The organism is Paraburkholderia sp. BCC1885 (assembly GCF_900996235.1).
Lineage (GTDB): Bacteria > Pseudomonadota > Gammaproteobacteria > Burkholderiales > Burkholderiaceae > Paraburkholderia.
This window is the reverse complement of record NZ_CAAJGM010000044.1, coordinates 14,536-38,807: the sequence shown is the minus strand read 5'-3', so window position 1 is coordinate 38,807 and position 24,272 is coordinate 14,536. Positions and strand designations below refer to the sequence as shown.

Here is a 24,272-nt window from a genome sequence, read left to right as displayed (position 1 = left end):
AAATGCTATCTGCCCGAACGCTTTGCGCCTATGAGAAGAGTCCTAAAGTGAGTGGGGTTCCCCACTGATGGGTTGGCCCGGTATCGTTTTACTGGGTGTGGTAATCGGCCTCGCGGGCTGGTGGCTGCATCCGCAGCGGCGAATCAGCCGCGCGCGTGTCTGGGTGGCGTTGCTGGCCGGGGTGGCCGGTGCCGCTCTGGCCAGCGTGGCCGGTGATGCAGTGGGTCTCTTCCATGATGGCGATACGCTCGAATGGCCGGTATGCACGGCTGTTGCGCTGATCGCCGTTGCCGTGACGGTCGGCTTGTTCTCCCGTCGATGAACATATGCAGGTGAATCCGATGAATGCCCGACTTCCCGAAACCTCCTCTATCCCCGAGCGTATTGCTCAGCTGCGCGGCGTCATGGCGCGCGAAGGCCTCGCGGCCTATCTGGTGCCGTCCGCCGATCCGCACCTGTCCGAGTACTTGCCCGGACGCTGGCAAGGCCGACAGTGGTTATCGGGTTTCACCGGTTCGGCGGGCACGCTGGTCGTCACGGCTGATTTTGCCGGGATATGGACCGATAGCCGCTACTGGGAGCAGGCCGACGCGCAACTGGCCGGCACCGGCGTCGAGTTGATGAAAATGACCGCAGGCCAGCAGTCGCAGCCGCACTTCGACTGGCTCGCGCAGAACGTGGCGGCCGGCAGCACGGTCGGCGTCGACGGCGCGGTGCTGGGTCTGGCCGCCGCCCGCGCGCTGGGCACGGCGTTGAGCGCGCGCGGCGTGAAGCTGCGCACGGATGTGGATCTGTTCGAGGCGATCTGGTTGCAGCGTCCCACGCTGCCCACCGCCACGGTGTTCGAACACGTCGCGCCGCACGCCACGGTCCCGCGGGCGGACAAACTCGACCAGATCCGTCGCGCGATGCAGGAAAAGGGCGCGCAGTGGCACTTCGTGTCGACGCTCGACGACCTCGCGTGGCTGTTCAACCTGCGCGGCGCCGACGTCAGCTATAACCCGGTGTTCGTTGCGCACGCGCTGATCGGGCTGGAGCGCGTGTCGCTGTTCGTCGCCGACGGCAAGGTGCCGCAGCCGCTCGCCGAGGCGCTGGCGCGCGAAGGCGTCCACGTCGAATCGTATGGCAAGGCCGCCGAGGCGCTCGCCGCGCTGCCCGGCGGCAGCACGCTCCTGATCGATCCGCGCCGCATCACCTTCGGTCTGCTGCAGTCGGTGCCGTCGACGGTGAGCATCGTCGAATCGGTCAATCCGTCGACCTTCCTCAAGTCGCGCAAGACCGAGGCCGACGCCGAATACGTGCGCGCCACCATGGATCAGGACGGCGCCGCGCTGTCCGAGTTCTTTGCGTGGTTCGAAGGCGCGCTCGGCCGCGAGACCATCACCGAACTCACCATCGACGAGCGCCTGACGGCGGCGCGCGCGCGTCGTCCGGACTACATCTCGCTCAGCTTTGCGACCATCGCCGGCTTCAACGCCAACGGCGCGATGCCGCATTACCGGGCGACCGCCGCGGCGCATTCGGTGATCGAAGGCAATGGCCTGCTGCTGATCGATTCGGGCGCGCAATACCTGAGCGGCACCACCGACATCACGCGCGTGCTGCCCATCGGCACGCTGAGCGACGCCCAGCGGCGCGATTGCACGCTGGTGTTGAAAGGCATGATGGCGCTGTCGCGGGCGCGCTTTCCGCGCGGCGTCCGCTCGCCGATGCTCGACGCCATCGCCCGCGCGCCGATCTGGGAAGCCGGGGCGGATTACGGTCACGGCACCGGCCACGGCGTCGGCTATTTCCTGAACGTGCACGAAGGCCCGCAGGTGATTTCGCACTACGCGCCGGCCGAGCCGTGGACGGCGATGGAAGACGGCATGATCACGTCGGTCGAGCCGGGCATTTACCGGCCGGGCAAATGGGGCGTGCGCATCGAAAACCTGGTGCTGAATCGCGCCGCGGAGAAAACCGAATTCGGCGATTTCCTCAAGTTCGAGACCCTCACCATGTGCCCGATCGATACGCGCTGCTTCGACCTGGCGCTGCTGCGCGAAGACGAACGCGCGTGGCTGAACGCGTATCACGAGACGGTGCGCGCACGGATCGCGCCGCATGTTTCGGGCGACGCAAAGGCGTGGCTGGAGACGCGGACGCAGCCGGTTTAACGCAAGGAGTGCGACAGATGGCAGGCGTGGCGGTGGTGGTGATCGATGTGCAGGAGGCGTTCTTTTCCGGTCCGGACGGCTCGTATCGCGGCGCCGAGGTGATCGACGGCATCAACCGTCTGACGGCCGCGGCGCGTGCCGGCGGCGCGCCGGTTTTCATCGTCCAGCACGATGAAGAAGGCGACCCGGAAGTCGAATACGGCACCGCGGGCTGGCAGCTTCCGGCGTCGCTGGTGCGCGCTGAAGGCGATATTCTCGTGCGCAAATCAGTGGGCGATTCGTTCCACGAGACGCCGCTCAAGGCGGAACTCGATCGCCTCGGCATCGAGCGTCTGCTGATCTGCGGCTACGCGACCGAATATTGCGTCAATACCAGCGCGCGCCGCGCTGCCCTTCTCGGCTATCAGACCACCGTGGTGTCGGATATTCATACCACCCAGCACACTTCGGCGCTCACGCCCGAACAGATCGTCGCGCACTATAACCACGTGTGGGAGCATTCCTCGCTGGCGGGCAACCGCATTGCGGTGCGGCCGCTCGCCGATGTCCTCGCCACGGAGTTCGCATGAGCATCAAGGCGGTGGTGTTCGATTTCGGCGGCGTGCTGATCGACTGGAGTCCTGAGTATCTGTTTAGCCAACTCATTACGGACGAGGCCGAGCGCCGCTGGTTTCTGGGCAATGTCTGCACGATGGACTGGGTGATCCGCCAGGACGGCGGCCAGCCGATCGCGGAAGGCACCGCCGAGTTGATTTCGCGCTTTCCCGATCACGAGCCGCTGATCCGCGCCTTTTACGAGCGCTGGCACGAAATGATCCGCGGTGTGCTCGAAGACGGTGTGGCCACGCTCGATAAGCTCGATGCAGCGGGCGTGCCATTGTTCGGTCTCACGAACTGGTCGGACGAGACCTTTCCTTACGCGTGGGAGCACTTCGCGGTGCTGCGGCGTTTCCGCGACGTCGTGGTGTCGGGGCGCGTCAAAATGGTCAAGCCGGATCCGGCGATCTTTGCCGAGATGCGTCGGCGCATCGAGGCGCAGCTTCCCGGCATCGAGCCGCACGAACTGGTGTTCATCGACGATAACCTCAAGAATGCCGAGGCTGCGACGGCGCTGGGCTGGCACGGCGTGCACCACACGTCCGCGGCGCAGACGGAAGCCAGGCTGCGCGAGTTGGGCTTACCGGTTTGATCCGGTAGGGCTATGTCAGCGCGCGCGGACGACGAATCATCGATCCGTCACGCCACCAGATACCCTCCATCCACCGGGACGATCGTGCCGGTGATGAACGCCGCCGCCGGCGAGCATAAAAACACCACGGCCTGCGCGACGTCGTCCGGCTGGCCCCAGCGTCCAAGGGGCGTGCGTTCCAGAATCGTCCGCGAGCGGCTGTCGTCGTCCTGCAGCGCCTGGGTGAGCGGCGTGGCAATCCAGCCGGGCGCGACTGCATTGACGCGGATGCCGTCCTGCGCGTAAGCCAGCGCCAGCGATTTGGTCAGTTGCGCCACGCCGCCCTTGCTGGCGCTGTACGCCGGCACGAGGCCGCCGCCGAAAAAGCTCAGCATCGAGGCCGTATTGACGATCGTGCCGCGGCTCGCGCGCAGCAGCCCGCGCGCCGCGGAACAGGCGCGCATCGTGCCCGTGAGATTCACGTTGATGACCTGTTCGAAGACGTCCAGTTCATGTTCCGCGACGCGGCGAATCATGCCCGCGCAGTTCACCAGCACGTCGAGCGACCCGAGTGAGGCGAATAGCGCGCTCACCTCGTCGCTCGAAGCGACGTCGAGTGCCACGACTTCGATGCCGCTTCCCGGCGCCTCGCGTTGCGCGTCCGTGGGCGCGAGTCCCGCCGCGATCACGCGAGCCCCGAGCGCGGCGAACTGGCGCGCGATTGCCGCGCCGATGCCTTGCGTGCCGCCCGTCACGACAACGGTTTTGCCTTCAAAGAGATCATGCTGAAACGTCATGGCGAGTCTCGATGCGAACAGTTGAGGATCAGGCCAGCTTGACGGCCGCGGCGGTGTCCGCGCGCTCGGCGATCGGCGCACGCACCACGAAGATATAGACCAGCGCCGCAGCGAACGACACGCCCGCGCTGATCAGAAACGCATCCACGAACGAATGCGTCCGGTCGACCACGAGGCCGGTGACAAACGGCGCGAACGACCCGCCGAAATAGCCGCCAAAGTTCTGGATGCTGCCGAGCGACGCCACCAGATGCCGGGGCGCCGCCACGCTGACGAGCGCCCACGCGCCGCCGCTTGCCATGTTGATGAAGTACATCGCGAGGCACAGATAGACGATCGCGAGCGTGGTGTTGGGCGTGTAGGCTGCCGGCACGGTGAACACGGCGCCGAAAATCAGGCCGGTGCAGATCGGCCATTTGCGGCTGCGGATCGGGGCGATGCCGCGCGCCATCAGACCGTCGGCGACAAAGCCGCTCGACAGCATGCCGAGCGTGCCGAACAGATACGGAATCGACACGATCCAGCCAGTCTTCGCAATCGACAGATGCCGTTCGTGTTCCAGATAGGCCGGCAGCCAGGTCAGATACAGCCAGACCATGTAGATCACGCCCATGAAGCCGAAGATCATGCCCCACGTGGTGCGCGAGGCGAACAGGCCGCGCCACTCGGCGCCGGTCATGCGGCGCTCGGCGCGCGCGTGCGGTTCCTCTTCGGTGAGGTGGGTGGTCTCTTCCGGGGCGAGCGCGACTTCGCGGCGGTTGCGATAGACGAGGTACCAGCCGAGCGCCACCGCAATGCCCAGCCCGCCCATCACGATGAACATCCAGCGCCAGCCGAACGCGAGCAGCAAGCCGGTGAGAATCGGCGGCGCGAGGGCCGGACCGATGGTCGACGAGGTGATGAAAATGCCGGTGGGACGGCCGCGCTCACGCAGCGAATACCATTCGCTGACCACCTTTGCGCCGGCGGGAAACTGCGGCGCCTCGCCGATGCCGAGAAAGATCCGCGCAAACAGGAGTTGCTGCAGCGTCTGCACGAAGCCGCCGAACAACTGCGCCACCGACCACACGAACATGCCGACGAACAGCATCAGACGCGCGCCGAAGCGGTCGAGCAGCGCGCCCATCGGCAGTTGCGCGAACGCGTATGAAAACGAGAACGCCGACAGCAGCAGACCCATCTGCACGGCCGAGAGGCCCAGCTCGCCGCTCACCGAGTGATTGGCAATGGCGAGCGTGCTGCGGTCCAGATAATTGACGATGCCCGCGAGCGTCAGGAACGTGATGGCGACCCACTGGATGCGCCGTAAGCGCGGTGTCTTTGCCTGCATGGTTTGTCTCCTCCTCCGCTGCTCTTTTAAGCGAGTCTATGGATGGAACGGTGTGCGGCCAATCGATACGGCGCAACGCTACCTCACGAACTGATCCACATAAGCGGCGCCCAGCCCGACCTTTTCGAAGTGCGCGCGGCACATCTCCAGCTTCGTAAACACGTCCTCATAGCCGGTGAAATTGCCGTGCGGATCGCAGTAGTACATCACGCCGTTCACCTGAAAGTAGGTGATCATTTCCTCGACGTCTTCCGGTACATACAGGGTGTGCGTTTCGCCCGGCGGCTCGAAGACGTAGCTGCCTTCGGTGGCGATCCAGTCGTGTTCGAGGTAGCGCCATTTGCCCTTGAGCACGAGTCCATGCACGGCGGCGGGGTGACGATGGCGGCTCAGGACGCCCGACTTGCGCACGCGCAGCAGATTCATCCAGTAGCCAGTCGAGACGTTCAGGCACAGCGGCCGGAACCAGACGTTGTCGGCTTGCGGCACCCATAGGCGCTCATCTTGAGGAATGGCCGATTCGACCACGATCTCCCGCAGGGCTTCGGGCGGGTTGGGGCGTTGATACGGCGTCATGGCGTCGGCGCCGGCGGAGGGAGCGGGCATTGCGTCTCCTTGCGTGGGCACCACGGTGTCCACAATATGGATTTTGAAATCACATTATGGACAAATCGTCGGACTATATCGCGGGGCTGTCAAGACGTGCAGACCCGCGCCATGGTCTGCAGAATTTCCGTCGCGCCGCGCTGCGCCGCAGGGCGACGCCTATTGCCCGAGCAGGTTTTTCAGCGCGTTGCCGAGACCTTTGACGGTATCGTTCGCGCCCTTCGCCACGCCTTCGACGCTCACGCCCATCACCTGTGCGAAGCCGGTGCCGAGCTTGTTGAGCAGGCTCTCGTTCACCGAGAATTTCGGGTCGCGCAAATTGCCGTCCAGTTCGAAGTGCACGGTGATATCGCCATTGCGCGACTTCAGCGCCGCGATGGCGGCCTTGGTCGGAATCGACATGAAGGTGTCGAGCGGATTGCCGCTGTCGGCGAGTTGCAGATGATGCAGCGTCAGCGTGCCGGGCGCGTGCAGGCGATAGCTGGTCACCGTCGACTCGACGCTCAGGTCGACCGTTCCGCCTGCGATCTGGGCCTTGGTGCCGGCCTTCTTCAGCAGATACGGGTCGAGCATGACCACGTCGACGCCGCGCAGCGTGCTGGTGGTCTGCGAATCCTTGCTGGCAATCTTGATCCAGCCGCCGAACGACACCGTTCCCGTATGCGACGGCCCGACGATCGAACCGTTGACGGCGACCGTGGTCGGCTCGGCAAGCGCGGGCAGGTGCAGGTTGTCGACGCTCGCGCTCGCCTGGGTGACGGCCACCTTGTAGGCCGGCTTGCTCACCGTGAAATCGTAGAACTCGAAGGTGCCTTGCTCGAAGGCGATGTGATCGATCTGCTTTTCCTGCGGCGCGGGCTGCGCTTCGACGCTGCTGGCGCTATCCGAACCGCTATTCGGACGGTTCAGCGACTCCCTGAGATTGGGCAGCAGATCGAGAGTGCCGCCCGCCTGGCGTACCACCGACATATCGAAGCCGCTGACGACGACCGAGCGGATATGCACCCGCTTTTGCAGCAGTTCGCGCACATCGGGGACGAGGACGATCTGGTCGGCGCGCAGCGAATCGGGCGCGGGCCAGCCAGGCGGCCCTTTGAGCACGACGTGGGTCAGCCGCACGGAGGTGAGCCCGACGTCGATGCTGTCCGCGCTGCCGAGCGGCCCGAGCGCCGCAATGACGCGCTGCTTCACTTCGTATTGCGCGATGTAAAGACCGCCGATCACGACGACGGCCAGTACCAGCACGACGCTGGCGACAGCAATGGCCACGCGTCTTCCCGTCGACATCGCCATGTTGCCTCCTCGTGGGCCGCGCGAGGCGCGGCTGGCCGTTGATAGTTGAGCAAACCTCATGCCGCACAGCAGTTGCCGTTGCGGGCCTGCCACGCCGGTCACGGCATGGCAGGCCCTGCCGGCAATGCGTGCTTACCGCGCGATCGGCTTGTAGCGCAGACGCTTCGGACGCGCTGCTTCTTCACCCAGACGATTGCGCTTGTCCGCTTCGTATTCCTGGTAATTGCCGTCGAAGAACGTGACTTGCGAGTCTCCTTCGAAGGCCAGGATATGTGTCGCGATACGGTCGAGGAACCAGCGATCGTGCGAGATCACCATCACCGAGCCAGCGAATTCGAGCAGCGCGTCTTCGAGCGCGCGCAGCGTTTCGACGTCCAGATCGTTCGACGGTTCGTCGAGCAGCAGGACGTTGCCGCCGGCGATCAGCGTCTTGGCCAGATGCAGACGGCCGCGCTCGCCGCCCGAGAGGTTCGAGACGATCTTCTGCTGGTCGCCGCCCTTGAAGTTGAAGCGGCCAATGTAGGCGCGCGACGGGGTTTCGTACTTGCCCACCGTCAGCACGTCGGCGCCGCCGGAGATCTCCTCGAACACCGTCTTCGAGCCGTCGAGCGCGTCGCGGCTCTGATCCACGTAGGCGAGCTTGACGGTCGGCCCTTGCACGATCTCGCCGGAATCGGGCTGTTCCTTGCCGGTGAGCATGCGGAACAGCGTGGACTTACCCGCGCCGTTCGGCCCGATGATGCCGACGATCGCGCCCGCCGGAATCTTGAAGCTGACGTTGTCGAGCAGCAGACGGTCGCCATAAGCCTTCGAGACGTTCTTGAACTCGATCACTTCATTGCCGAGGCGGTCGCCGACCGGGATGAAGATTTCCGAGGTCTCGTTGCGCTTCTGGTAGTCCTGGCTGTTCAGTTCCTCGAAGCGGGCGATCCGCGCCTTCGACTTCGCCTGGCGGCCCTTCGGATTCTGGCGCACCCACTCCAGTTCCTTCTTGATGGCCTTCTGGCGCGCCGATTCCGAGGCTTCTTCCTGCTTCAGGCGCTCTTCTTTCTGGTCGAGCCAGCTGCTGTAGTTGCCCTTCCATGGAATGCCATGGCCGCGGTCGAGTTCGAGAATCCACTCGGCGGCGTTGTCGAGGAAGTAGCGATCGTGGGTCACGGCGACCACGGTTCCCGGGAAGCGCGTCAGGAACTGTTCGAGCCAGTCGACCGATTCGGCGTCCAGGTGGTTGGTCGGTTCGTCGAGCAGCAGCATGTCCGGCTTTTCCAGCAGCAGCTTGCACAGTGCGACGCGGCGCTTTTCGCCGCCCGACAGATGCTCGATTTTGGCGTCCCACGCCGGCAGGCGCAGCGCGTCGGCGGCGATTTCGATTTGCTGCTCGGCGCTGCCGTCGGCGGTGGCGAGGATCGCCTCGTACCTGGCCTGCTCGGCGGCGAGCGCGTCGAAGTCGGCGTCCGGCTCGGCGTAGGCGGCATAGATTTCATCGAGCTTCTTTTGCGCGCCGAACACTTCGCCCAGACCTTCTTCCACCGCTTCGCGCACCGTCTTTTGCGGATCGAGCTGCGGTTCCTGCGGCAGATAGCCGATGTTCAGATTGGGCATCGGCGTGGCTTCGCCTTCGATGTCCTTGTCGACACCCGCCATGATGCGGATCAGCGTGGACTTGCCCGAGCCGTTCAGGCCGAGCAGACCGATTTTTGCGCCGGGGAAGAACGACAACGAGATGTCTTTCAGGATTTGACGCTTGGGCGGCACGATCTTGCCGACCCGGTTCATGGTGAAGACGTATTGGGCCATGTTGCTCGCAATAGGATGTTGACGCCGCCGGCCGCGCTGAGGGCGGGCGGTCGCGGGGTGGATGGGAATTCGATGCCGCTGGTTTCCGGCCGGCGCGGTGTGAATGCCGGTTCGATCTCAGGGACCGAAGCAGACGGCACGCAAGCGCGCGCGGCGGAAGACTTGTTATTGTACTTCGCGGCGGCCGGTGCGCGGAGGCAGGCGGCTGGCCGCGGTCCTGGGTCTCGCGGGCTGGCCTGTGTGTTCCGTTCCGGCTTGTTAATCTGGCTTATCGGGCGCCCGGCTGTTCACGCCAACGGTACTGCTGCTGCCAGCCAAGCAGCCGCTTCAGCTTTTCATTGCTCAGCAGCGTTTCGAACTCGCCGAGCGGCTTTTTGACCGGCACGTCCGGGTAGAAACGCTTCAGCAATTCGGCGCTCGGCAGGTCCGATGAGACGTCGTCCGCGGCCACGTTCATCACCTGAAAGCCGAGGCCGTCTTTCTCGATGCCGAGGCGGCACGCCGTCGCCAGATCGCGGCCGTCGATATAGCTCCACGCAATCCGTTTGCGCAATGCCGGGTCTTTTAGCCACCCCGGGAATTTCGCGTAGTCGGACGGATCGAGCACGTTGCCGATCCGGAAGCAGTAGATGTCCGCGCCGGTGCGCGCGTGAAATGCCTTGCCGGTGACTTCGTTGACGACCTTCGAGGTCGCGTAGCTGTCCATTGGATCGACGGGATAGTCTTCATCCAGCGGAAAGTAGGCCGGATCGCGATGACGATGCGCGAACACCACGCCGTAAGTCGTTTCGCTCGAGGCGAGGATCACCTTCCTGATGCCGAACTTCGACGCCGCGTCGAGCACGTTGTAGGTGGCCATCACGTTGATGCGGAACACCTCGTTGTCGGTGGTGATGAGAATGCGCGGAATGGCCGCGAAATGCACGATTGCGTCGACCGGTTTCGGTTCGAGGTCGTCGTCGAACTCTTTGGCGGTGGTCGACGCGAGCGCATTGAACACCTGTCCCGCGTCGGTCAGGTCTGTAATCAGGGTGCGGGCGGTTGGCTTCGCCATCGGCACGCGGTCGAGGTTCAGCACTTCGTAACCGTGCGCCACCAGGTCTTCGACCACCCATTTGCCGGCCAGCCCGCTGCCGCCGGTGACAATCACTCGCTTCGTCATCTGCCTTGCTCCTTGTCAGGTTCAGGTGAATCGGGGTTGATAAGCATCGTGGACGCTTCGGGGCCCGCGTTTCTGTGACGAACGATTTTGGCCGGACCAGTCTTGCACGGTGACCTGCGGAAATGCGTCGCGTGGTGCCGTGCGGGTCATTCTACACATCGCGATGCGGGGCCGCTTGCGGCTGCGGCGGCCCGCGCGTCGTGCTCTCGTCGCCGGCAATGGCTTATTTAGTTAGCCCGCTTGCCGCTCGCCGGATCGAAGAAGTGCAGATGATGCGCGGGCAACGCGACCGGCAGCGCCTCGCCGTTAGCTGGCCGATGCGTATGCGGCAGACGCGCGGTGATGTCGTGCTTGCCCCAGCGTCCGTGGACGAGATTGTCGGCGCCGAGCAGTTCGCACGAATCGACCGTGAGCGTCACATGAGCGGCGTCGGCTTGTCCCGGTGTCATATGCTCCGGGCGGATGCCGAGCACCCACTCGCGCCCGGCCGCCACTTCGCGGCCGATGCCCGGCACCCCCACGAGCGGCAGCTTTGGGCCATTACCGGCGACTTCGAAGCTGGCGCCGTCGTCAGCGATGCGGCCTTCCAGCAGGTTCATCCCCGGCGAGCCGATGAAGCTCGCCACGAACACGGTGGCCGGCCGTTCGTAGACTTCGGTCGGCGCGCCGATCTGCTCGGCGTGGCCGCGATTCATCACGATCACGCGCTGGGCGAGTGTCATGGCCTCGATCTGGTCGTGCGTGACGTACAGGCTCGTGGTTGCCAGGCGTGCATGCAGACGCTGGATTTCGAGGCGCATCTGAACGCGCAGACGGGCGTCGAGATTCGACAGCGGTTCGTCGAACAGAAACACGGCGGGTTCCCGCACGATGGCGCGGCCCATTGCCACCCGTTGCCGCTGACCGCCGGACAACTCGCGCGGCTTGCGTTCAAGCAATGCCTCGAGTTCGAGAATCTGCGCAGCGGCCTTCACGCGCCGCTCGATCTCGGCGCGATCCACGCCGCTGATCTTCAGCGCGTAGCCCATGTTTTGCGCCACGCTCATGTGCGGATAGAGCGCGTAGTTCTGGAACACCATCGCAATGTTGCGATCTTTCGGCTCGAGCTTGTTGACCACCTTGTCGCTGATCGAGATCGTGCCTTCGGAGATGCTTTCGAGGCCCGCGACCATCCGCAGCAAAGTCGACTTGCCGCAGCCCGACGGCCCGACCATCACGACGAATTCGCCGTCGGCGACCTCCACGTCGATGCCGTGCAGCACGAACTGCTTGCCGTCGTAGGTTTTCTTCACACCTTTTAGCGTCAGTGCAGCCATTCCATCCGCCTTTCGTTTCTTCTGCGCTCACGCGTGCCTTGAGGCCGCGTGCCGTCGCGAGGTTGTTCGGTTCATCTACCGTTCATCAACCGGCTCATTGGCCGGCTGGCTTTTCCGCGGGTTTTCCAGCCTATTTTTCGGAGTCCACCAGACCGCGGACGAACCAGCGCTGCATCGTCAGCACGACGGCGAGCGGCGGCAGCATGGCGAGCAGCGTGGCGGTCATCACGAGATGCCATTCCGTGGCGGTGTCGCCCGAGGCGATCATGCTCTTGATGCCTACCACGGCGGTGGTCAGCGACTGCTGACTGGCAATCAGGATCGGCCACAGATACTGGTTCCAGCCGTAAATGAAGGTGATCACGAACAGCGCGGCGATATTGGTTTTCGACAGCGGCAACACGATGTCCCAGAAGAAGCGCATGGCGCCGGCGCCGTCGATGCGCGCGGCTTCCATCAGTTCATCGGGCAGCGTCATGAAGAACTGGCGAAACAGGAACGTGGCGGTGGCCGATGCGATCAGCGGCAACGTGAGACCCGCATACGTGTTGGACATGTGCATCGACGACACGACCTGCACGGTCGGGAAGATGCGCACTTCGACCGGCAGCATCAGCGTGACGAAAATCAGCCAGAACGCGAGGTTGCGCAACGGGAAGCGGAAGAACACGATGGCGTAGGCCGAGATCATCGAAATGGCGATCTTGCCGATTGAAATGACCAACGCCATCACAAGGCTGTTCAGCAGCATTTGACCGAACGGGGCGGCGGCATTGCCGCTGCCGTGGACCCAGACATTGACGATGTTCTCGAACAGATGCGTGCTCGGAATCAGCGAGAGCGGCACCGAGAAGACTTCGTGCTCGCTCATGGTGGCCGCGCAAAACGCGACGTACACCGGAAACACCACCAGCACGACACCGATAATCAGGACTGCGTGGCAAAAAAGGTCGAAACCGCGGCGATTCTCGATCATGAGTATTGAACCCTCCGCTCGACGAAACGGAATTGCACCACCGTCAGCGCTACGACGATCACCATCAGCACCACCGACTGCGCGCCCGAGCTGCCGATGTCGAGACCCTGGAAGCCTTCGGCGAAGATGCGGTAGATCAGCGTGCGGGTGGCCTGGGCGGGACCGCCGCCGGTGGCCGCGTCGATGATCGGGAAGGTGTCGAAGAAGGCGTAGACGAGGTTGATGACGAGCAGGAAGAAGCTCGTCGGCGACAGCAGCGGCAAAGCGATGCCGAAAAAGCGCCGCACCGGCCCGGCGCCGTCGATGGCGGCCGCTTCGATCAGCGAGCGAGGAATCGCCTGCAGGCCGGCGTAGAAAAACAGGAAGTTGTAGCTGACCTGTTTCCAGACCGACGCCAGCACGACGAGGAACATGGCCTGGCCAGGATTGAGCGCGTGATTCCAGACGATGCCGTATTTGGCCAGCGCGTAAGTCACGAGCCCGATGCTCGGATTGAAGAGAAACGACCACAGCACGGCGGCAATCGCGGGCGCAACCGCATACGGCCAGATCAGCAGCGTCTGGTAGGCCTTCTTGCCGCGCGTGACGCGATCGGCGCAGACGGCGAGCAGCAGCGAAATCACCAGCCCGCTCACGGTGACGAGCGCGCTGAAAATCAGCGTGGTGTTGAACGACGCCAGATAAAGCGGATCGGCGAAGATCTGCTTGAAATTGGCAAGGCCGACGAAGACGGTCGAGGTGCCGAACGCGTCCTGGCTTTGCGTGGACTGCCACAAAGCCACGCCGGCCGGCCACAGAAAGAACACGAACGTGATCGCGAGTTGCGGGCCGACCAGCAGATACGGCAACACGCCTGTGCCGAAGCGGGATCGCTTTTCCATTAGGACATCTCTCTTAAAAACGCATCGGGCGGCCCCACGATTTCTCGTCCCCGAAGGGACCCGGCGCGTTGCGCCAGGTTGGGCCGCCCGTCAGGCCGGATCAGACTTAGCTACCTGCTTTTTCGAACCGGCGCAGCAGTTCGTCGCCGCGCGATACGGCGGAGTCGAGCGCCTCCTTCGGCGTCTTCTTGCCCGCCCAGACCTGTTCGAGTTCTTCGTCGATGATCGTGCGGATCTGCGGCATGTTGCCAAGGCGCAGGCCTTTGGTGAACGGCAGGGGCGGCTTGTTGAGCATCTGCTTGATGGCCGTGTCGCTGCCCGGGTTCTTCTCGTAGAAGCCCTGCTGCTGCGTCAACTGATACGCGGCCGTGGTGATCGGCAGATAGCCGGTGTCCTGATGCCACTTGGCGGCAACTGGCGGCGTCGCCAGATAGGCGAGGAACTTCGCCACGCCCTTGTACGTCGCCGGATCCTTGCCCGACAGCACCCACAGGCTCGCGCCACCGATGATGGCGTTCTGCGGCGCGCCCTTCACGTTGGCGTCGTAAGGCATCATGCCCGTGCCGAAGTCGAACTTGGCGTACTTCTTGATGTTGGCGAGCGACCCCGACGAGTTCGTGATGATGCCGCAGTCGCCGCTATAGAACTTCGACACCGGCTCGTCCTTGCGGCCGACATAGCTGAATGTGCCTTCCTTCGCCATGTCCTGCAGGAACTGGATGTGCGCGATCTGCTGCGGCTTGTTGAATTCGAGCTGGGCATCCGCGCCGTCGAAACCGTTGTTCTCCGTTGCAAACGGTAGACCATGCCATGCGCTGTAGTTCTCGAGCTGAATCCAGCTCTGCCAGCCCGACGAATAGCCGCACGACATGCCCGATGCCTTCAGCTTTTGGGCGTCCTTGCGCAGTTCTTCCCACGTGCGCGGCGGCTGGTTAGGATCGAGGCCGGCTTTCTTGAAGGCGTCCTTGTTGTAGTACAGAACCGGCGTCGAGCTGTTGAACGGCATCGAGATCAGCTGATCGGACTTCGAGTCGCTGTAGTAGCTGGCGATGGTCGGCACGAAGGCTTTTTCGTCGAGCGGCACGCCGGCTTGCCTGAAGACTTCAGAGACCGGGATGACGGCCTTCCTCGCCTGGATCATCGTGGCGGTACCTACTTCGTACACCTGCAGAATCGCCGGTGCGTTGCCGCTGCGATAGGCGGCGATGCCGGCTGCGAGCGTCTGGTCGTAAGAGCCTTTGAAGACCGGGACGATCTTGTAGTCGCTCTGCGAGGCGTTGAAGTCGTTCGCGATCACGTTCAGGCGTTCGCCGAGGGCAGCTTCCATGGCATGCCAGAACTGGATTTCCGTCGCGGCCTGAGCGGCCTGGTTAGCACCGACGGCGAACACTGCCGCCACGGCGAGCGAACGGAACAGGGGTTTGCAACTCATCTAATGGTCTCCTTGGTCGGAAGGCACATGGCCTGGGGCTGCGCGATTCTAGTTGGACTCGATGACAGTCGTAAGTTGAGCTTTATTCTCTTTGGTGCATGGATGGTGAGTTGTGCCTGGCGGCTTGTTTTGTCCTTGCCGTGGCCGGCCCTGGCCGCGCCGGAAGCCGCAATGTAACACCGGCAAAATTGAAACAGAAGCACAGGAGAGGAAGGCGGTGGCGCCGGCAGGGTTGATCCTGATAGCGGTGGCGCCGATGTGACGCAGACGGATTCGCGGCGGCTCGTCCCAGATTGTCTCGCGTTGTTCCGGCTTGCTCCGCCTTATTTTGAGATGGACCTTAAGATAGCTGTTCAGGTCGCGGGTTTTGCCTCTCGCGGCCTGTCCGCGTCGTTCGGTTCCGTTTATCCCATTCCATTCAGGAGTGCAGATGCCTCGTCTGTTTTGCGCCGGGTTGGTTTTTGCCTGCTTTGGCGCGTTGCTGAGCGGTTGCGCCGCCCCTTCTGGCGCGCCCCGGGATGCCTCGGTAACGAGGCTGCCGCTGATCATCGCCCACCGCGGCGGCACTGGCGACGCGCCGGAGAACACGCTCGAAGCGATCCGGCTCGCAGTGGAGCATCACGCCGACGCCATGTGGTTGACGGTACAACTCAGTAAAGACGGGGTGCCGGTGCTGTACCGCCCGGAAGATTTGTCCGCTTTAACAGATGCCAGCGGCCCCGTGGCGGGGCGCACGGCCGAGGAGCTTGCCCGCGTCAATGCTGGCTGGCGTTTCCTGGCGGTGGATGGCCACAGCTATCCGTATCGACAGCGGCCAGTTGGGATTCCTACGTTGCGCGAGGCGTTGCGCGCGATTCCGGCCTCGATGCCGGTGGTGCTCGATATGAAGGCGCTGCCTGCCGGGCCACAGGCCGATGCGGTGGCGCGCGTGCTGAGCGAGGAAAATGCGTGGTCGCGGGCGACGCTGTATTCGACCGAGGCTGCGTATCAACACAGTTTCGCCGCGTATCCGCAGGCGAAGGTCTTCGAATCGCGCGATGCCACGCGAGGCCGCCTCGTGCGCGTGCTGCTCGACCAGGGCTGTATCGACCCGCCGGCCGAGCATGCATCGGCCGCGTTCGAGATGCATCGCAGCGTGACGGTGGTTGAGAAGTTCACCTTGGGAGAAGGGCGCTCCGAGGTGAGCGCGACGTTGTGGACGCCCGCGACGGTGGCCTGCTTCAGGCAGCGGCCGGACGTGCATCTGGTGGCGATTGCGGTGAATAACGCTGAGGACTACCGCGCGGCGGCGTGTCTTGGTATGGATGCGGTGCTGGCGGACTCGCCGGCGAAGATGGCGGAGATCCGGGCGCGGATGACGGGGGCGCTGCGGTGCGCTAAATAGCAGGTCACGCGATTCGTGTGGAATCAGTCTCGCGGTATTTTTTCCGGCTTGAGGCCGACAGTACGCCTCGCGCCGCACGTGCGCCTCAAAATAAAAAGCCCCGTAGGCGCGCAAGGCGCTACGGGGTTTCGTACATCGAGGCGCACCAAGTTGGTTGGAATGTGCCGTTAAATCGCGCTTACACGTTGAACAAAAAGTTCATCACATCCCCGTCGTGCACGACGTATTCCTTGCCTTCCGCGCGCATCTTGCCGGCTTCCTTCGCACCCTGTTCGCCCTTGTAGGTCACGTAGTCGTTGAAGGCAATCGTCTGCGCGCGGATGAAGCCACGCTCGAAGTCCGTGTGAATCGCGCCCGCGGCCTGCGGCGCGGTGTCGCCAATATGGATGGTCCACGCGCGCACTTCTTTCACACCCGCCGTGAAGTACGTCTGCAGGCCGAGCAGTTTGAAACCCGCGCGAATCACGCGGTTCAGGCCCGGCTCTTCCATGCCGAGGTCGGCGAGGAACACCTGCTTGTCTTCGTCGTCCAGATCGGCGATTTCCGCTTCGATGGCGGCACACACCGCGACGACCGGCGCCTTCTCGGCGTCCGCGAATTTGCGCACCGCGTCCAGATGCGGATTGTTCTCGAAGCCGTCTTCCTTCACGTTGGCGACATACATGGTCGGCTTGGCGGTGATCAGGCAGAACGGCTTCAGCAGCACTTTCTCTTCATCCGAGAGATCGAGCGCGCGCACCGGCTTGGCCTGGTCGAGTTGCGCGCGGACCTTTTCCAGCACGGCGGCGAGCTTGATGGCTTCCTTGTCGTTGCCCGACTTGGCGGCCTTCGAATAGCGCGTGAGCGACTTTTCGACCGTGGCCAGATCGGCGAGCGCCAGTTCGGTGTTGATGACTTCGATGTCCGACAGCGGATCGACCTTGCCCGCCACGTGAATCACGTTTTCGTCTTCGAAGCAGCGCACCACGTGAGTGATGGCGTCGGTTTCGCGGATGTTGGCGAGGAACTGGTTGCCGAGCCCTTCGCCCTTGCTCGCACCGGCGACGAGGCCGGCGATATCGACGAATTCCACTGCGGCCGGCAGGATGCGCTCAGGCTTGACGATGTCGGCGAGCGCCTTCAGGCGCGCGTCCGGCACTTCGACGATGCCGACGTTCGGTTCGATGGTGCAGAACGGATAGTTTTCGGCGGCAATGCCCGCCTTGGTCAGCGCGTTGAACAGGGTGGACTTGCCGACATTAGGCAGGCCGACGATGCCGCATTTGAGGCTCATGGGAAAACCTTTTGAATCAATTGGTTACGGCTTTGCGGTAGGTCGCCCGGCGGGTGCTGATGGCCGGGGCGGGACAGCCGAAAGGTGAATCCGGGAAAGCGACAAACAACACGAATCGTGGCTCGGGCGCAGCGATGCCGTGCAGGTTGTGGACACGAAAGACTGCAATTGTAACTCTTTCGGACAGCCTGAATCCCAGGGTGCGAGGCAAGCGGGCGCCGCGCTGGGTGTCAATACTGAAGCAGTCTTTGCCTTGGAATCGGATCGTGCAACGCGTCGAATCCATCCCGGCGGCAACGTCAAGCGAGCACTATATTAAAGACTGTTTCCCGGCGAAAGGAGAAGGAAATGCGCACACGCATGCACGGCGCCGCAGCCATGACGGCATTGATCGCGGCATTGTTATGCCAACCGGTTGCCCATGCGCAACTCGGCGGCTTGCTGAATCAGGGCGGCAACGGCGGATCGTCGTCCAATGGGCTCAGCAATCTCGGCAATCTGGGCGGCATGAGCGGCGGGTTGTCGGCGCAATCGCTGACGTCGGGCAGCACCAGCAATGTGGCCGGTGTGCTGGATTTTTGCATCAAGAATAACTACCTCAGCGGCAACAGCGCGTCTTCCGTCAAAGATTCCCTGATGAGCAAGCTGCCGGGCGGTTCAGCGTCGTCTGACAGCGGTTACGCCAACGGTTCCAAGGGAATTCTGGATAGGAGCAACGGCACCAAGGTGGACCTCAGCGGCGGTGGCCTGAAACAGCAGGTCACGAAGCAGGTGTGCGACAAGATTCTCGCGCAGGGGAAATCGCTCCTGTAGGGCATCTTTTGGGTGAGCAAGCGGGCGGCCCGGTGGCGCTCGCTCTTTTGGTTTTGTCCTCGCCTCTTTGCGCGGAGTAAAAGCTCCGAAAAGCCGAATTTAACGAGCTTCAATCAAGCCGGAATCGAGCTTCAATCCAGCCCAGATCAAGCCCGAATCCAGCCCAAATCGGGCCGAAATGCCGCATTTCCCGGTCCGGCCCCGCCACCCCCGGCGGCTATAATGCCGGCATGACTGCACACCTCCAGACTTTTGACGTCGCCGTAATCGGCGGCGGGCTCGTCGGCAAGACCGCGGCGCTTGCGTTGACGCAAAGCGGCTTGCGCGTCGCTCTCCTCGCGCAGCCCTGCGCGCCGTTGCCCGTCGGCGAGACTTTCGACGCGCGGGTCTACGCGCTGTCCGCCAGTTCTCAGGCGCTACTGGAGCGCCTGCGGGTCTGGCAGGCGCTCGATACCTCGCGCCTCGGCCCCGTCTACGACATGCGCGTGTATGGCGATGCCCACGCCGAGCTGCATTTCTCGGCGTTTCAGGCCTCCGTGCCGCAACTGGCGTGGATTGCGGAGTCGTCGCTGATCGAGCGCGGTCTGGACGCCGCGTTGCGGTTTCAGCCCAATCTCGAATGGATCGACTCACGTGCCCAGGGGCTCGACGTGCAGCCGGACGGCGCGACCATCGGCCTTGCCAACGGCAAGACGCTCGCGGCGGATCTGGTGGTCGGCGCGGATGGCGCCCATTCGTGGGTGCGGGCGCAGATCGGCTCCCGGGTCAACCGGCGCGAGTACCGGCAGACCGGAGTGGTCGCCAATTTCAAGGCCGAAAAGCCGCATGGCGAAACCGCGTATCAGTGGTTCAAGGAGGGTGAGATCATCGCCCTGCTGCCGCTGCCTGACGGGCACGTCTCGCTCGTCTGGTCGGCGCGCACCGAGCATGCGGATGAACTGCTCGCGCTCGATCCGGCACAGCTCGCCGCCGAAGTGGAGCGCGTCACCGTCGGCCAGGTGGGCGCGCTCGATTGCGTGACGCCCGCCAAGGGCTTTCCGCTCGCGCTGCAAACCGTGGATCGCCTGGTGGCGCCACGGGTCGCGCTGGTCGGCGACGCCGCGCATCTGATCCATCCGCTGGCCGGCCAGGGCATGAATCTGGGCCTGCGCGACGTCGCGGCGCTCGCCGATACGGTCGCCGGCAAGGAAGCCTTCCGCGATCTCGGCGACACCGTCTTGCTGCGCCGTTACGAACGGGCGCGCCGCGAAGACATCCGCGCGCTGATGGTCGCCACCGACGGCCTGCAAAAGCTGTTTTCGGTACCCGGTCCGGTGGCCCGCGTGCTGCGCAACAGCGGCATGGCGTTCGTGGGCGCGCAGCCGCTGCTCAAACGCTGGCTGGTGTCGGCGGCGCTGGGGTAGGGCCTGTGAGGCCGCCTCGGGCCGGCCTTGCGTCTGCTTCGGGACTGTCTTGCGGCCGCCGCGGGCGCGCCGCCGCGTCAGGCCGGCCGCGCGCGGGTATGATGAACGGGTGCGCCGCGTGGCTGTCCGGGATGTAGATAGCGAAGACGCGTGGCGCGTGTTCGAATGAACCAGGGAATTCCGTATGAAAAAGCATCTCCGTATCGTCGCGCTCGCGCTGACCGTGGCCGTTGCGACGCTCGGCTGCTCCGCGCAGGCCGACCAGGTCACCGACAAGCTCAAGGCCACCCTGCAGGCGCGCCTCGGCGACGACGCCACCATCAAGAGCATCGCCAAATCGCCGATCGCCGGCCTGTACGAGGTGAACCTCGGCACGCAGATTGTCTATAGCGACGCCAACGGCGACTATCTGGTGCTGGGCGATATCGTCGATTCCAAGACCCGCAAGAATCTGACCGAAGCGCGTCTGTCCGAAACCAACCGCATCGACTTCGCGAGCCTGCCGTTCGCGAACGCGGTGAAAGTGGTGAAGGGCAACGGCAGCCGCAAGATCGCCGTGTTCTCGGATCCGAACTGCCCGTATTGCAAGCAGCTCGAAACCACCCTGAAGTCGGTCGACAACATCACGGTCTACACCTTCCTGTATCCGGTGCTGTCGCCGGATTCGACGGTGAAATCGAAGTCGATCTGGTGCTCGGCCGATCGCGCCAAGGCCTGGGAGTCGTGGATGCAGGACCGTCAGGCGCCCACCGCCGCCGGCACCTGCGACACTGCCGCCATCGACAAGAATCTCACCCTCGGCCACGCCATGAACGTGGACGGCACGCCAACGGTATTCCTCGCCGACGGCCGCCGCCTGCCGGGCGCGGTGCCGGCCGACCGGCTGGACAAGGAACTCGCCGCCGTGCACTAGGCCGCGGATCATCAGACAGGAGGCGCTCTTTGCGCCTCCTGCCGTTTCAGCACCTCCAATTTCTCCTAACTACCCTCGCAGATGAAGCCGATCCGCTACAGCATCGTTCCGAAGCAACCCGCCGCCCACCTGTTTGAAGTCACCGTCACTGTCACCGATCCCGATCCGTCCGGTCAGCGTTTCATGCTGCCGGTGTGGATTCCGGGCAGCTACATGATTCGTGAATTTGCCCGCAACATCGTCACGCTGCGCGCGTTCAACGAAGCGGGCCGCAAGGTGCGCGTCGAGAAGACCGACAAGCACACGTGGCAAGCCGCACCGGTCAATGGCGCGCTGACGTTGCGCTACGAGGTGTACGCGTGGGACATGTCGGTGCGGGCCGCCCATCTGGACGATACGACCGGCTTTTTCAACGGCACCAGCGTGTTCCTCGCCGCCGTGGGCCGCGAAGATGCGCCGTGTCTCGTGGACATCCAGAAGCCGGCTGGTGTGGCTTACCGGAGCTGGCGGGTGGCCACGGCGCTGCCTGAAGCACGCGGCACGAAGCGCTACGGCTTCGGCGAGTATAGCGCGCAGAACTATGACGAGCTCGTCGACCATCCGGTGACCTTGGGCGAGTTCGCGCTCGCCACCTTCAAGGCGCATGGCGTGCCGCACGACATCGTGATTGCCGGCCGGGTCGTCGGGCTCGATATGGCGCGCCTCGCCGTCGACCTGCAACGCATCTGCGAAGCGCAGATCGCGCTGTTCGAACCGAAGTCGAAGAAGGCGCCGGTCGACCGTTACGTGTTCATGACCCAGGCCGTGAGCGACGGCTACGGCGGTCTGGAACACCGCGCGTCCACGGCGCTGATCTGCAACCGCTCCGACCTGCCGGTGCAAGGGCGCCCGCAGACCACCGAAGGCTATCGGACCTACCTCGGCCTGTGTAGCCACGAATACTTCCATACGTGGAACGTGAAGCGCATCAAGCCGGCTGCCTTCGCGCCGTATGACCTGACGCGCGAGAACTACACCTCGCTGCTGTGGCTGTTCGAAGGCTTCACGTCCTACTACGACGACCTGATCCTCGTGCGCAGCGGCCTGATCACGCCGGAGGAGTATTTCGCGATGCTCGGCAAGGTGGTGGGCGGCGTGCTGCGCGGCAGCGGCCGCCTGAAGCAGAGCGTGGCCGAAAGCTCATTCGATGCATGGGTCAAGTATTACCGGCAGGATGAAAACGCGCCGAACGCGATCGTCAGCTATTACACAAAGGGTTCGCTCGTCGCGCTGGCCTTCGATCTCACGATTCGTGCGCAGACCAGCAACCGCAAGTCGCTCGACGACGTGATGCGCCTGCTGTGGCAGCGTTTCGGACGCGATTTCTATCGCGGCAAGCCGGTCGGCGTGTCGGAGGACGAAATCGAAGCGATTTTCGCCGAAGCAACCGGCGCCGAACTGGGCGCGCTGTTCGAGCAGGCGGTGCGCGGCACGCGCGACTTGCCGCTCGAGACGTTGCTCGAGCCGTTTGGCCTTTCGCTCGCGCCGGAGGCGGACCGCAACGGCAAGCCGTCGCTGGGCGCGCGGCTGCGCGGCGGCGCGGATTGCACGCTCACCGCCGTGCACGATGGCAGCGCGGCGCAGAAAGCCGGTTTGTCGGCGGGCGACGTGCTGGTGGCGATCGACGGCCTGCGCGTCACCGGCGCGAATCTTGACGCGCTGCTTTCGCGCTATCTGCCGGGCGCGAAAGTGGAGGTGCACGCGTTCCGCCGCGACGAGTTGCGTGTCGTGCAAGTCAAGCTGGACGGGCCTGAGGTGGCGCGCTACTCGCTCGCCGTCACGGACAAGCGGGCGGCCGCGCGCAACTGGCGCGAGCGCTGGCTGACGGCCTGATTGCCCGAAACACGGGCGGCGGCTGCTTAAATGCCGGATGAGGCGCGGCGGATTGTTCTACCTTTGCAACAATCCGTCGCTGCGGGATGGCTTTTTCGCGAACAGGTAAGTCACCACAATGGCTCCACTCGCGCAAGACTGCGCGCCCCTACTGGAGTCAACCATGACCACGATCCTGCAAATCAACTCGGCAGCCCGCTCGCAAGGCGCTCAATCGACGCTGCTCGTCAACGAACTGACCGAAAAGCTGCAACAATCGAATCCGGGCGCGCGAGTCGTCGTCCGTAATCTGCAAGCCGAACCGCTGCCCCACCTGGACGACGCTGTCCTCGGCGCGTTCTTCACGCCGGCTGAGCAGCGCAGCCCGGAACAGGTTGCTATCTCGGCACGCAGCGAAGCGCTGATCGCCGAACTGCAAGCCGCCGACATCGTCGTGATCGGCGCACCCATGTACAACTTCGGCATCTCGTCGCAATTGAAGACGTATTTCGACTTCATCGCCCGCGCCGGCATCACGTTCCAGTACACGGCGAATGGTCCGGAAGGCCTCGTGAAGGGCAAAAAGGTGTTCGTGGTTTCGGCCCGCGGCGGCAAGTATCTCGGCACGCCGAACGACAGCCAGACGCCGTATCTGAAGACTTTCCTCGGCTTCCTCGGCATGACCGACGTCACGTTTATCGTCGCTGAAGGCCTGAACATGGGCCCGGACGCAGCGACCGCCGCTCTGGCCGGCGCACGCGAAGCGATCGCAGCTGCGTAAGTAAAATACCGCGCGAGTCAGTCGCAAAAAAACGCCACGGAATGTATGTCCGTGGCGTTTTTGTTTGTGCGGCTTCAGGCTTCGGGTTTCAGGCCAGTGTTTGCGCTTCGTCGGGCAGGCGCCAGTCGATCGGCTGGCGCTGGTGTTTGCTCAGATATTCATTGGCGAGAGCGAAGTGCCCGCAGCCGAGAAAGCCGCGATGCGCCGACAGCGGCGACGGATGCGGCGCCTCCAGCACGTAATGCGCCTTGCCGCCGAGCAGCGCCCGCTTGGCTTGCGCGTGCGCACCCCACAGCATGAACACGAGGCCGTCGTGACGCGTCGCCAGTTCGTGGATCAGCGTGTCGGTGCATTTCTCCCAGCCGCGCTTCGCGTGGCTCGCCGCTGAATCGCGCTCGACGGTCAGCACGGTGTTCAGCAACAGCACGCCCTGTTTCGCCCAGGCATCGAGGCAGCCGTGACGCGGCGGCTCGTAGCCGAGACTGGCGGCGATTTCCTTGAAGATGTTGCGCAGCGACGGCGGCGGCCGTACTCCCGGCGGCACTGAAAACGCCAGTCCGTGCGCCTGCGGCGTGCCGCGATCCTCGCCGTGATACGGGTCCTGGCCGAGGATCACCACTTTGACTTCGTCGGGGCTCGTCAGGCGCAGGGCGCGGAATACGTCGGCGGGATAGACGGTTTTGCCGGCTGCGCGCTCGCCATCGACGAACCGGCACAGCGTTGCATAGGCGTCGCTCTGCGTGAACGGCCGCAGATGCTCGCGCCACGCGGGCGGCAGTGCTTCGAACTGGGCTTCGAGCGAGGGCGTTTGCGTGGAGGTGGGCATGGGCGCTGGCGATGCCGCAGTCGGCTCGGACGGGTGGTCGTTAAACAGCGAGCCTTGCGGCGACGGCGAACGGGTGCGGGAGGCGGAGGTCATGACGCGCAAGTGTCGCAGCAA

22 protein-coding genes are annotated in these 24,272 nt (G+C 64.0%); 10 read left to right on the top strand and 12 right to left on the bottom strand.

Translation table 11 applies throughout. From position 1 onward, the window contains the following. Nucleotides 1-67: 67 nt before the first annotated feature. The 4 genes from FQ755_RS03395 to FQ755_RS03380 are packed head-to-tail and all read left to right on the top strand — an operon-like array spanning nt 68 to nt 3,345. Nucleotides 68-322, top strand: coding sequence for a hypothetical protein (locus FQ755_RS03395; RefSeq protein WP_144151004.1), 255 nt, complete (start codon nt 68-70; stop codon nt 320-322). A gap of 19 nt (nt 323-341) precedes the next feature. Beyond that, nucleotides 342-2,156: an aminopeptidase P family protein gene (locus tag FQ755_RS03390; protein WP_144151002.1), complete on the top strand. Its 1,815-nt coding sequence runs from the start codon at nt 342-344 to the stop codon at nt 2,154-2,156. 17 nt (nt 2,157-2,173) lie between these two features. Next, complete coding sequence (locus FQ755_RS03385; RefSeq protein WP_144151000.1) at nt 2,174-2,725, top strand: cysteine hydrolase family protein; 552 nt, start codon at nt 2,174-2,176, stop codon at nt 2,723-2,725. After that, a complete protein-coding gene (locus FQ755_RS03380) occupies nt 2,722-3,345 on the top strand; it encodes an HAD family hydrolase (RefSeq protein ID WP_144150998.1) in 624 nt (207 codons plus the stop codon). The genes FQ755_RS03385 and FQ755_RS03380 overlap by 4 nt, the downstream gene beginning before the upstream one ends. Nucleotides 3,346-3,392: 47 nt before the next feature. Here the strand turns inward: FQ755_RS03380 and FQ755_RS03375 are convergent, their stop codons facing one another. The 10 genes from FQ755_RS03375 to ugpB all read right to left on the bottom strand — a co-directional run bounded on the left by FQ755_RS03375 (nt 3,393) and on the right by ugpB (nt 14,914). Continuing rightward, a complete protein-coding gene (locus FQ755_RS03375) occupies nt 3,393-4,121 on the bottom strand; it encodes an SDR family NAD(P)-dependent oxidoreductase (protein WP_144150996.1) in 729 nt (242 codons plus the stop codon). A 28-nt stretch (nt 4,122-4,149) separates the two neighbouring features. Continuing rightward, a complete protein-coding gene (locus FQ755_RS03370; protein ID WP_144150994.1) occupies nt 4,150-5,451 on the bottom strand; it encodes an MFS transporter in 1,302 nt (433 codons plus the stop codon). 78 nt (nt 5,452-5,529) lie between these two features. Further along, nucleotides 5,530-6,057 carry a 2,4'-dihydroxyacetophenone dioxygenase family protein gene (locus FQ755_RS03365; RefSeq protein WP_144150992.1) on the bottom strand — a complete coding sequence of 176 codons (528 nt, stop codon included), beginning with the start codon at nt 6,055-6,057 and terminating at the stop codon, nt 5,530-5,532. 159 nt (nt 6,058-6,216) lie between these two features. Continuing rightward, the gene (locus tag FQ755_RS03360; RefSeq protein ID WP_144150990.1) at nt 6,217-7,350 is read right to left on the bottom strand and encodes a DUF748 domain-containing protein; all 1,134 of its coding nucleotides are present in this window, start codon (nt 7,348-7,350) and stop codon (nt 6,217-6,219) included. Between the two features lie 132 nt (nt 7,351-7,482). Beyond that, complete coding sequence (ettA, locus tag FQ755_RS03355) at nt 7,483-9,147, bottom strand: energy-dependent translational throttle protein EttA (RefSeq protein ID WP_144150988.1); 1,665 nt, start codon at nt 9,145-9,147, stop codon at nt 7,483-7,485. Between the two features lie 268 nt (nt 9,148-9,415). Then, nucleotides 9,416-10,309, bottom strand: coding sequence for an NAD-dependent epimerase/dehydratase family protein (locus tag FQ755_RS03350; RefSeq protein ID WP_144150986.1), 894 nt, complete (start codon nt 10,307-10,309; stop codon nt 9,416-9,418). A gap of 227 nt (nt 10,310-10,536) precedes the next feature. After that, complete coding sequence (locus tag FQ755_RS03345) at nt 10,537-11,625, bottom strand: sn-glycerol-3-phosphate import ATP-binding protein UgpC (RefSeq protein ID WP_144150984.1); 1,089 nt, start codon at nt 11,623-11,625, stop codon at nt 10,537-10,539. A gap of 130 nt (nt 11,626-11,755) precedes the next feature. Further along, the gene (gene ugpE, locus FQ755_RS03340; RefSeq protein WP_144150982.1) at nt 11,756-12,601 is read right to left on the bottom strand and encodes a sn-glycerol-3-phosphate ABC transporter permease UgpE; all 846 of its coding nucleotides are present in this window, start codon (nt 12,599-12,601) and stop codon (nt 11,756-11,758) included. Continuing rightward, nucleotides 12,598-13,482, bottom strand: a complete 885-nt coding sequence (gene ugpA / locus FQ755_RS03335) for a sn-glycerol-3-phosphate ABC transporter permease UgpA (RefSeq protein WP_144150980.1) — start codon at nt 13,480-13,482, stop codon at nt 12,598-12,600. Before ugpA ends, ugpE begins: the two co-directional genes overlap by 4 nt. 106 nt (nt 13,483-13,588) lie before the next feature. Then, a complete protein-coding gene (gene ugpB / locus FQ755_RS03330; RefSeq protein WP_144150978.1) occupies nt 13,589-14,914 on the bottom strand; it encodes a sn-glycerol-3-phosphate ABC transporter substrate-binding protein UgpB in 1,326 nt (441 codons plus the stop codon). A 430-nt stretch (nt 14,915-15,344) separates the two neighbouring features. Here ugpB and FQ755_RS03325 point away from each other — a divergent pair, with 430 nt between their 5' ends. Continuing rightward, nucleotides 15,345-16,298, top strand: coding sequence for a glycerophosphodiester phosphodiesterase family protein (locus FQ755_RS03325; protein ID WP_144150976.1), 954 nt, complete (start codon nt 15,345-15,347; stop codon nt 16,296-16,298). Between the two features lie 178 nt (nt 16,299-16,476). On the opposite strand, the gene ychF is transcribed toward FQ755_RS03325, so the two are convergent. Continuing rightward, on the bottom strand, nt 16,477-17,571 hold the full coding sequence (gene ychF / locus FQ755_RS03320; protein ID WP_144150974.1) for a redox-regulated ATPase YchF: 1,095 nt from the start codon (nt 17,569-17,571) through the stop codon (nt 16,477-16,479). 348 nt (nt 17,572-17,919) lie between these two features. Between ychF and FQ755_RS03315 the strand changes: the two genes are divergently transcribed. The 5 genes from FQ755_RS03315 (at nt 17,920) to FQ755_RS03295 (ending at nt 23,332) form a co-directional block, all read left to right on the top strand. Beyond that, a complete protein-coding gene (locus FQ755_RS03315; protein WP_144150972.1) occupies nt 17,920-18,384 on the top strand; it encodes a DUF2501 domain-containing protein in 465 nt (154 codons plus the stop codon). Between the two features lie 230 nt (nt 18,385-18,614). Continuing rightward, on the top strand, nt 18,615-19,787 hold the full coding sequence (locus tag FQ755_RS03310; protein WP_144150970.1) for a UbiH/UbiF family hydroxylase: 1,173 nt from the start codon (nt 18,615-18,617) through the stop codon (nt 19,785-19,787). A 184-nt stretch (nt 19,788-19,971) separates the two neighbouring features. Then, nucleotides 19,972-20,700 carry a DsbC family protein gene (locus tag FQ755_RS03305; RefSeq protein ID WP_144150968.1) on the top strand — a complete coding sequence of 243 codons (729 nt, stop codon included), beginning with the start codon at nt 19,972-19,974 and terminating at the stop codon, nt 20,698-20,700. An 81-nt stretch (nt 20,701-20,781) separates the two neighbouring features. Next, on the top strand, nt 20,782-22,572 hold the full coding sequence (locus tag FQ755_RS03300) for a M61 family metallopeptidase (protein WP_144150966.1): 1,791 nt from the start codon (nt 20,782-20,784) through the stop codon (nt 22,570-22,572). Nucleotides 22,573-22,735: 163 nt separating this feature from the next. Next, nucleotides 22,736-23,332: an FMN-dependent NADH-azoreductase gene (locus FQ755_RS03295; RefSeq protein WP_144150964.1), complete on the top strand. Its 597-nt coding sequence runs from the start codon at nt 22,736-22,738 to the stop codon at nt 23,330-23,332. A gap of 88 nt (nt 23,333-23,420) precedes the next feature. Here the strand turns inward: FQ755_RS03295 and FQ755_RS03290 are convergent, their stop codons facing one another. Next, entirely contained in the window at nt 23,421-24,251 is an 831-nt protein-coding gene (locus tag FQ755_RS03290) for a uracil-DNA glycosylase (protein WP_144150962.1), read from the bottom strand. Nucleotides 24,252-24,272 lie beyond the last annotated feature (21 nt).

Bases quoted from the DNA above. Each gene is read 5' to 3' on its own strand.
- FQ755_RS03395 (WP_144151004.1), top strand. From the start codon at position 68: ATGGGTTGGCCCGGTATCGTTTTACTGGGTGTGGTAATCGGCCTCGCG.
- FQ755_RS03390 (WP_144151002.1), top strand. From the start codon at position 342: ATGAATGCCCGACTTCCCGAAACCTCCTCTATCCCCGAGCGTATTGCT.
- FQ755_RS03385 (WP_144151000.1), top strand. From the start codon at position 2,174: ATGGCAGGCGTGGCGGTGGTGGTGATCGATGTGCAGGAGGCGTTCTTT.
- FQ755_RS03380 (WP_144150998.1), top strand. From the start codon at position 2,722: ATGAGCATCAAGGCGGTGGTGTTCGATTTCGGCGGCGTGCTGATCGAC.
- FQ755_RS03375 (WP_144150996.1), bottom strand. From the start codon at position 4,121: ATGACGTTTCAGCATGATCTCTTTGAAGGCAAAACCGTTGTCGTGACG.
- FQ755_RS03370 (WP_144150994.1), bottom strand. From the start codon at position 5,451: ATGCAGGCAAAGACACCGCGCTTACGGCGCATCCAGTGGGTCGCCATC.
- FQ755_RS03365 (WP_144150992.1), bottom strand. From the start codon at position 6,057: ATGCCCGCTCCCTCCGCCGGCGCCGACGCCATGACGCCGTATCAACGC.
- FQ755_RS03360 (WP_144150990.1), bottom strand. From the start codon at position 7,350: ATGGCGATGTCGACGGGAAGACGCGTGGCCATTGCTGTCGCCAGCGTC.
- ettA (WP_144150988.1), bottom strand. From the start codon at position 9,147: ATGGCCCAATACGTCTTCACCATGAACCGGGTCGGCAAGATCGTGCCG.
- FQ755_RS03350 (WP_144150986.1), bottom strand. From the start codon at position 10,309: ATGACGAAGCGAGTGATTGTCACCGGCGGCAGCGGGCTGGCCGGCAAA.
- FQ755_RS03345 (WP_144150984.1), bottom strand. From the start codon at position 11,625: ATGGCTGCACTGACGCTAAAAGGTGTGAAGAAAACCTACGACGGCAAG.
- ugpE (WP_144150982.1), bottom strand. From the start codon at position 12,601: ATGATCGAGAATCGCCGCGGTTTCGACCTTTTTTGCCACGCAGTCCTG.
- ugpA (WP_144150980.1), bottom strand. From the start codon at position 13,482: ATGGAAAAGCGATCCCGCTTCGGCACAGGCGTGTTGCCGTATCTGCTG.
- ugpB (WP_144150978.1), bottom strand. From the start codon at position 14,914: ATGAGTTGCAAACCCCTGTTCCGTTCGCTCGCCGTGGCGGCAGTGTTC.
- FQ755_RS03325 (WP_144150976.1), top strand. From the start codon at position 15,345: ATGCCTCGTCTGTTTTGCGCCGGGTTGGTTTTTGCCTGCTTTGGCGCG.
- ychF (WP_144150974.1), bottom strand. From the start codon at position 17,571: ATGAGCCTCAAATGCGGCATCGTCGGCCTGCCTAATGTCGGCAAGTCC.
- FQ755_RS03315 (WP_144150972.1), top strand. From the start codon at position 17,920: ATGCGCACACGCATGCACGGCGCCGCAGCCATGACGGCATTGATCGCG.
- FQ755_RS03310 (WP_144150970.1), top strand. From the start codon at position 18,615: ATGACTGCACACCTCCAGACTTTTGACGTCGCCGTAATCGGCGGCGGG.
- FQ755_RS03305 (WP_144150968.1), top strand. From the start codon at position 19,972: ATGAAAAAGCATCTCCGTATCGTCGCGCTCGCGCTGACCGTGGCCGTT.
- FQ755_RS03300 (WP_144150966.1), top strand. From the start codon at position 20,782: ATGAAGCCGATCCGCTACAGCATCGTTCCGAAGCAACCCGCCGCCCAC.
- FQ755_RS03295 (WP_144150964.1), top strand. From the start codon at position 22,736: ATGACCACGATCCTGCAAATCAACTCGGCAGCCCGCTCGCAAGGCGCT.
- FQ755_RS03290 (WP_144150962.1), bottom strand. From the start codon at position 24,251: ATGACCTCCGCCTCCCGCACCCGTTCGCCGTCGCCGCAAGGCTCGCTG.